The following is a 263-nucleotide window of genomic DNA, read 5'->3' as shown; positions in this document are numbered from 1 at the left end:
GTGGGCTCGGCTGCGGTGCGGCTCGCCGGACACCTGGGCGCGGAGGTCCTCGCGACCGCGAGCCCCGCCAAATGGCCCGCCGTGCGCGCCCTGGGCGTTCCCGCCGACCGCCTCGCGTCGTCCCGTACCACCGACTTCGCGGACGAGTTCCACACGGTCACCGAAGGGCGCGGGGTGGACGTCGTGCTCGACGCGCTGGCCGGGGAGTTCGTGGACGCCTCGCTGCGACTGCTGCCCGCCGGCGGCCGGTTCGTCGAGCTGGG

At 76.0% G+C, this 263-nt stretch carries 1 protein-coding gene; it reads left to right on the top strand.

Translation table 11 applies throughout. The features are described 5' to 3' along the window. Positions 1 to 263: zinc-binding dehydrogenase (locus AN216_RS00100; protein WP_139140798.1), on the top strand; the 263-nt coding region annotated here is incomplete at both ends.

Source organism: Streptomyces oceani (assembly GCF_001751245.1).
Classification (GTDB): domain Bacteria; phylum Actinomycetota; class Actinomycetes; order Streptomycetales; family Streptomycetaceae; genus Streptomyces; species Streptomyces oceani.
The sequence above is the reverse complement of the archived record's forward strand: the minus strand, read 5'-3'. Positions and strand labels throughout refer to the sequence as shown.